This is a genomic window from Pseudomonas sp. EL_65y_Pfl2_R96, from assembly GCF_963970905.1.
In the GTDB taxonomy this organism is placed as follows: domain Bacteria; phylum Pseudomonadota; class Gammaproteobacteria; order Pseudomonadales; family Pseudomonadaceae; genus Aquipseudomonas.
This window is the reverse complement of the sequence record NZ_CAXAQH010000029.1, coordinates 76,072-82,071: the sequence shown is the minus strand read 5'-3', so window position 1 is coordinate 82,071 and position 6,000 is coordinate 76,072. Positions and strand designations below refer to the sequence as shown.

Annotated in this window: 13 protein-coding genes and 1 pseudogene; all 14 read left to right on the top strand. The window is 54.1% G+C overall.

All coding sequences use genetic code 11. The annotated features are described in order from the left end of the window. A pseudogene (locus AACY49_RS23965) lies at positions 1 to 127 on the top strand (hypothetical protein); the annotation flags it as partial. A 141-nt stretch (positions 128 to 268) separates the two neighbouring features. After that, entirely contained in the window at positions 269 to 580 is a 312-nt protein-coding gene (gene rpsJ, locus AACY49_RS23960) for a 30S ribosomal protein S10 (RefSeq protein ID WP_003186070.1), read from the top strand. 80 nt (positions 581 to 660) lie between these two features. Further along, positions 661 to 1,296, top strand: a complete 636-nt coding sequence (gene rplC, locus AACY49_RS23955; protein ID WP_003186059.1) for a 50S ribosomal protein L3 — start codon at positions 661 to 663, stop codon at positions 1,294 to 1,296. A 12-nt stretch (positions 1,297 to 1,308) separates the two neighbouring features. Further along, positions 1,309 to 1,911 (top strand): 50S ribosomal protein L4, encoded by a 603-nt coding sequence (gene rplD / locus AACY49_RS23950; protein WP_003228735.1) that lies wholly within the window; start codon positions 1,309 to 1,311, stop codon positions 1,909 to 1,911. Further along, positions 1,908 to 2,207 carry a 50S ribosomal protein L23 gene (rplW, locus tag AACY49_RS23945; protein WP_002555488.1) on the top strand — a complete coding sequence of 100 codons (300 nt, stop codon included), beginning with the start codon at positions 1,908 to 1,910 and terminating at the stop codon, positions 2,205 to 2,207. The genes rplD and rplW overlap by 4 nt, the downstream gene beginning before the upstream one ends. 14 nt (positions 2,208 to 2,221) lie before the next feature. Then, complete coding sequence (gene rplB / locus AACY49_RS23940; RefSeq protein WP_003186055.1) at positions 2,222 to 3,046, top strand: 50S ribosomal protein L2; 825 nt, start codon at positions 2,222 to 2,224, stop codon at positions 3,044 to 3,046. Between the two features lie 16 nt (positions 3,047 to 3,062). Next, positions 3,063 to 3,338: a 30S ribosomal protein S19 gene (gene rpsS / locus AACY49_RS23935; protein WP_002555486.1), complete on the top strand. Its 276-nt coding sequence runs from the start codon at positions 3,063 to 3,065 to the stop codon at positions 3,336 to 3,338. Positions 3,339 to 3,351: 13 nt separating this feature from the next. Continuing rightward, positions 3,352 to 3,684: a 50S ribosomal protein L22 gene (gene rplV, locus AACY49_RS23930; RefSeq protein ID WP_003103908.1), complete on the top strand. Its 333-nt coding sequence runs from the start codon at positions 3,352 to 3,354 to the stop codon at positions 3,682 to 3,684. Between the two features lie 13 nt (positions 3,685 to 3,697). Beyond that, on the top strand, positions 3,698 to 4,384 hold the full coding sequence (gene rpsC, locus AACY49_RS23925; protein ID WP_003176422.1) for a 30S ribosomal protein S3: 687 nt from the start codon (positions 3,698 to 3,700) through the stop codon (positions 4,382 to 4,384). 12 nt (positions 4,385 to 4,396) lie between these two features. Then, the gene (rplP, locus tag AACY49_RS23920; RefSeq protein ID WP_003228729.1) at positions 4,397 to 4,810 is read left to right on the top strand and encodes a 50S ribosomal protein L16; all 414 of its coding nucleotides are present in this window, start codon (positions 4,397 to 4,399) and stop codon (positions 4,808 to 4,810) included. Continuing rightward, entirely contained in the window at positions 4,810 to 5,001 is a 192-nt protein-coding gene (gene rpmC, locus AACY49_RS23915; protein ID WP_002555481.1) for a 50S ribosomal protein L29, read from the top strand. The genes rplP and rpmC overlap by 1 nt, the downstream gene beginning before the upstream one ends. A 2-nt stretch (positions 5,002 to 5,003) precedes the next feature. Next, positions 5,004 to 5,270, top strand: a complete 267-nt coding sequence (gene rpsQ, locus AACY49_RS23910; protein WP_003176419.1) for a 30S ribosomal protein S17 — start codon at positions 5,004 to 5,006, stop codon at positions 5,268 to 5,270. Between the two features lie 23 nt (positions 5,271 to 5,293). Further along, positions 5,294 to 5,662 (top strand): 50S ribosomal protein L14, encoded by a 369-nt coding sequence (gene rplN / locus AACY49_RS23905; RefSeq protein WP_002555479.1) that lies wholly within the window; start codon positions 5,294 to 5,296, stop codon positions 5,660 to 5,662. Positions 5,663 to 5,673: 11 nt separating this feature from the next. Further along, positions 5,674 to 5,988, top strand: coding sequence for a 50S ribosomal protein L24 (rplX, locus tag AACY49_RS23900; RefSeq protein WP_007896770.1), 315 nt, complete (start codon positions 5,674 to 5,676; stop codon positions 5,986 to 5,988). Positions 5,989 to 6,000 lie beyond the last annotated feature (12 nt).

The window sequence follows — 6,000 nt, the reverse complement described above, 5'->3', positions numbered from 1 at the left end:
AGGTGACAACATCCAGATGACTGTCACTCTGATCAAAACCATCGCGATGGAAGATGGTCTGCGTTTCGCTATCCGTGAAGGCGGTCGTACCGTCGGCGCTGGCGTCGTAGCCAAAGTCATCGAGTAAGTTTCGATGAGTTGAAAAAGCCCCCGCCTAGCGGGGGCTTTTTTATTGGGTTGACACCTATCAGGGGCGTCTATAGAATTGCGCCTCCTTTTAACGGGCGTATTGCGCTCGGTGGGAATAGCAGCCGGAGTCTGAAATCCAATGCAAAATCAGCAAATCCGTATCAGGTTGAAGGCTTTTGACCATCGCCTGATCGACCAATCCACCCAGGAAATCGTGGAAACCGCGAAACGTACTGGTGCTCAAGTGCGTGGTCCAATTCCACTGCCTACCCGTAAAGAGCGGTTCACCGTTCTGGTCTCCCCGCACGTCAACAAAGACGCGCGTGACCAGTACGAGATCCGTACTCATAAGCGCGTTCTGGACATCGTCCAGCCAACGGATAAAACCGTTGATGCTCTTATGAAGCTTGATCTTGCGGCCGGTGTGGAAGTGCAGATCAGCCTCGGCTAAGACTCGGTCTTAGTCGTGTAACGCTCTGAAATGGGCGGCCATAGCGGGTGAAAGCCCCGTACACTCATGAGGTTTACAACATGACTATTGGTGTAGTCGGTCGTAAATGCGGTATGACCCGTATTTTCACCGAAGAAGGTGTCTCCATTCCGGTCACGGTCATTGAGATCGAACCGAATCGCGTCACCCAGTTCAAAACTGAAGAGACCGATGGCTATCGTGCAGTGCAAGTCACTGTCGGCGAGCGTCGTGCTTCGCGTGTAACAGCAGCTCAGGCTGGCCACTTCGCTAAAGCGAACGTTGCCGCTGGTCGTACCGTAATGGAATTCCGCCTTGAAGAAGGCGAGTACCAAGCCGGCGATCTGATCAACGCTGAAATCTTCGCCGCCGGTCAACTGGTTGATGTAACCGGTCAGTCCAAAGGTAAAGGCTTCCAGGGTACGATCAAGCGTTGGAATTTCCGCGGGCAAGATAACACCCACGGTAACTCCGTATCCCACCGCGTTCCAGGCTCTATCGGCCAGTGCCAGACTCCTGGTCGTGTATTCAAGGGCAAAAAAATGTCCGGTCATATGGGCGCTGAGCGCGTGACCGTGCAGTCCCTCGAAGTAGTGCGCGTGGACGCTGAACGCAATCTGTTGTTGGTCAAGGGCGCTGTTCCTGGCGCTACTGGCGGCAACTTGGTTGTACGTCCAGCAGCCAAGGCTCGCGGTTAAGGGGAAGCTGACATGCAATTAAATGTAAATGACGCTCAAGCGATCGAAGTTTCCGAACTGACATTTGGCGGCGAATTCAACGAGACGCTGGTTCACCAAGCAGTCGTGGCCTACATGGCTGGCGGCCGTCAAGGTAGCAAGCAGCAAAAGACCCGTTCCGACGTTCGTGGTGGCGGTAAGCGTCCATGGCGTCAGAAAGGTACTGGCCGTGCTCGTGCCGGTACTATCCGTAGCCCAATCTGGCGTGGCGGCGGTACCACTTTCGCAGCTCGTCCTCAGGATCACTCCCAGAAGCTGAACAAGAAGATGTATCGCGCAGCAATGCGTTCCATCCTTGCTGAGCTGGTGCGTACTGATCGTCTGGTTGTGGTTCAGGATTTCGCCGTTGAAACGCCGAAAACCAAAGACCTGCTGGGCAAGCTGAACAACATGAGCCTGACCGACGTTCTGATCGTGTCGGACGCTGTTGATCAGAACCTGTACCTGGCTGCTCGTAACCTGCCACACGTAGATGTACGTGACGTGCAAGGTTCCGATCCAGTTAGTCTGATCGCATACGACAAGGTGTTGATCACCGTGTCGGCCGTGAAGAAATTCGAGGAGCTGCTGGGATGAACCAGGAACGCGTATTTAAAGTTCTGCTTGGCCCGCACGTTTCCGAGAAGGCTACGGTTCTGGCAGACAAGAAAGGCCAGTTCGTTTTCAAGGTTGCTACTGATGCAACCAAGCTGGAAATCAAGAAGGCCGTCGAAAGCCTGTTCAGCGTGAAAGTAGAGCGTGTTACTACCCTGAATGTTCTGGGTAAGAGCAAGCGCACTGCTCGCGGTCTGGGCAAGCGTAATGACTGGAAGAAGGCAGTTATCTCCCTTCAGCCAGGCCAAGATCTCGATTTCAGCAGCAGTGCTGAGTAAGGAAGGGGTGCATCATGGCAATCGTTAAATGCAAACCGACTTCCCCTGGCCGCCGTTTTGTGGTCAAGGTGGTCAACCAGGAGCTGCATAAAGGCGCTCCTCACGCACCGCTGCTCGAGAAAAAATCGAAGTCTGGTGGTCGTAACAACAATGGTCGTATTACCACTCGTCACATCGGTGGTGGCCATAAGCAGCATTATCGTCTGGTCGATTTCCGTCGCAACGACAAAGATGGCATCGCTGCCACTGTCGAGCGTATCGAATACGATCCAAACCGTACTGCTCACATCGCTCTGCTGTTGTACGCAGATGGCGAGCGTCGCTACATCATCGCCCCTAAAGGCGTGAGTGCTGGTGACCAGCTGATCGCGGGTGCTCTGGCACCGATCAAGCCGGGCAACGCTCTGCAACTGCGTAACATTCCAGTTGGTAGCACCGTACACGGCATCGAATTGAAGCCAGGTAAAGGCGCACAGATCGCTCGTTCCGCTGGTGCTTCGGCTCAGCTGATCGCTCGTGAAGGTGTCTACGTGACCCTGCGTCTGCGTTCTGGTGAGATGCGTAAAGTGCTGGCTGAATGCCGCGCGACCCTGGGTGAAGTCTCGAACTCCGAGCACAGCCTGCGTTCGCTGGGTAAAGCTGGTGCCAAACGCTGGCGTGGCGTTCGCCCAACCGTTCGTGGTGTTGCCATGAACCCGGTTGACCACCCACATGGTGGTGGTGAAGGTCGTACCTCTGGTGGTCGTCATCCGGTATCGCCATGGGGCTTCCCGACTAAGGGCGCGAAGACTCGTGGTAATAAGCGTACCGACAAAATGATCGTCCGTCGTCGCAAGTAAATAGAGGGATACGACAGTGCCACGTTCTCTGAAAAAAGGTCCTTTTATTGATCTTCACCTACTGAAGAAGATCGAAGTGGCGGCGGAAAAGAACGATCGCAAACCAGTTAAGACCTGGTCGCGCCGTTCCATGATCCTGCCACAAATGGTCGGTCTGACCATTGCTGTGCATAACGGTCGTCAACATGTTCCAGTTCTCGTGAACGAAGACATGGTCGGCCACAAACTGGGCGAGTTTGCCGGTACCCGCACATATCGTGGGCACGTGGCAGACAAGAAAGCCAAGCGTTAAGGGGTAAGGAACGATGGAAGTAGCCGCTAAGTTGTCGGGCGCTCGAATCTCCGCCCAGAAAGCCCGCTTGGTCGCCGACCAGATCCGCGGGAAGAAGGTGGGCGAAGCGCTCAACCTGTTGGCTTTCAGCAGTAAGAAAGCCGCCGAGATCATGAAGAAAGTGCTGGAGTCGGCCGTAGCCAACGCCGAGCATAACGAAGGCGCAGACGTTGATGACCTGAAGGTCAGCACCGTTTTCGTCAACGAAGGGCGTTCGCTGAAGCGCATCATGCCACGTGCCAAAGGCCGTGCTGATCGCATCGTCAAGCGGTCTTGCCATATCACTGTCAAGGTTGCTGACAAGTAACGGAGTCGAAGAGATGGGTCAGAAAGTACATCCCATTGGCATTCGCCTGGGAATCGTCAAGGAGCACACCTCCGTCTGGTACGCAGACGGTCGGACTTATGCGGACTATTTGTTCGCTGATCTGAAGGTGCGTGAGTATCTCCAAGACAAACTAAAAAGCGCGTCCGTAAGCCGTATCGATATCCATCGTCCGGCTCAGACTGCACGTATCACCATCCACACCGCTCGTCCAGGTATCGTTATCGGGAAGAAAGGTGAAGATGTTGAGAAACTGCGTCAGGACCTGACCAAGCAAATGGGTGTGCCTGTGCACATCAATATCGAAGAGATCCGCAAGCCGGAGCTCGACGGTATGCTGGTTGCGCAGAGCGTAGCTCAGCAGCTGGAGCGTCGCGTAATGTTCCGTCGCGCTATGAAGCGCGCTGTTCAGAACGCCATGCGCATTGGTGCCAAAGGCATCAAAATCCAAGTGAGCGGTCGTCTCGGCGGTGCTGAAATCGCACGTACTGAATGGTATCGCGAAGGTCGTGTGCCACTGCACACCCTGCGTGCCGACATCGACTATGCCAACTACGAAGCTCACACCACTTATGGTGTGATCGGTGTAAAGGTTTGGATCTTCAAAGGCGAAGTAATTGGTGGTCGCCAAGAAGAGCTGAAACCACAAGCACCAGCGCCTCGTAAAAAAGCTGCTAAGTAAGGGGTACGCCAAATGTTGCAACCAAAGCGTACGAAGTTCCGCAAGCAAATGACTGGTCACAACCGTGGCCTGGCATTGCGCGGTAGCAAAGTCAGCTTCGGCGAGTTCGCGCTGAAGTCTGTTGCTCGTGGTCGTCTCACCGCTCGTCAGATCGAGTCAGCGCGTCGTGCACTGACCCGTCACGTTAAACGTGGCGGCAAGATCTGGATCCGTGTATTCCCGGACAAGCCTATTTCCAAAAAGCCACTCGAAGTTCGGATGGGTAAAGGTAAGGGTAACGTGGAGTACTGGGTTGCCCAGATTCAGCCAGGCAAAGTCCTGTATGAAATCGAGGGTGTTTCTGAAGAGCTGGCGCGTGAGGCTTTCGCCCTGGCTGCTGCAAAGCTGCCGCTCGCCACCTCCTTTGTTAAACGGACGGTGATGTGATGAAAGCGAATGAACTTCGTGAAAAATCCGCACAGCAGCTGAACGAGCAACTGCTCGGCCTGCTGCGCGACCAGTTCAATCTGCGTATGCAGAAAGCAACTGGCCAGTTGGGGCAGTCTCATCTGCTCTCGCAAGTTAAGCGTGACATCGCTCGCGTGAAGACTGTGCTCAACCAGCAGGCAGGTAAGTAATCATGGCTGAAGCCGAAAAAACTGTCCGTACGCTGACTGGCCGTGTTGTCAGCGACAAGATGGACAAAACCATCACCGTTCTGATCGAGCGTCGCGTTAAGCACCCGATCTACGGTAAATACGTTAAGCGTTCGACTAAGCTGCACGCGCACGACGAAACCAATCAGTGCCACATCGGCGACAAAGTCACTATTCGTGAAACTCGTCCTTTGGCCAAGACCAAGTCTTGGGCGCTGGTTGATGTTCTCGAACGCGCTGTGGAAGTCTAAGGACTAGGGGTCGGAGAAATTATATGATTCAGACTCAATCCATGCTCGATGTGGCCGATAACAGCGGCGCTCGCCGCGTTATGTGCATCAAGGTGCTGGGTGGCTCCCATCGTCGTTACGCTGGTATCGGTGACATCATCAAAGTTACCGTGAAGGAAGCAATTCCTCGCGGTAAGGTGAAAAAAGGCCAAGTGATGACTGCTGTTGTGGTCCGCACTCGTCACGGCGTTCGCCGTGCAGATGGCTCCATTATCCGCTTTGATGGCAACGCTGCTGTTCTTCTGAACAACAAGCAAGAGCCGATCGGCACCCGTATCTTTGGGCCAGTGACCCGTGAACTTCGTACTGAGAAGTTCATGAAGATCGTCTCGCTCGCCCCAGAAGTGCTGTAAGGAGATCCGACATGCAAAAGATTCGTCGTGACGACGAGATCATCGTGATCGCCGGCAAAGACAAAGGTAAGCGCGGTAAGGTGCTTAAGGTTCTCGCTGATGACCGTCTGGTCGTTGGTGGTCTGAACCTGGTTAAGCGTCATACCAAGCCTAACCCGATGTCGGGCGTACAAGGCGGTATCGTCGAGAAAGAAGCGCCACTGCACGCTTCCAACGTTGCCATTTTCAACGGCGAAACCAACAAAGCTGATCGCGTTGGTTTCAAAGTAGAAGACGGTAAGAAAATTCGTGTCTTCAAGTCGACCCAAAAAGCGGTTGATGCTTGAACACTGCTAGGT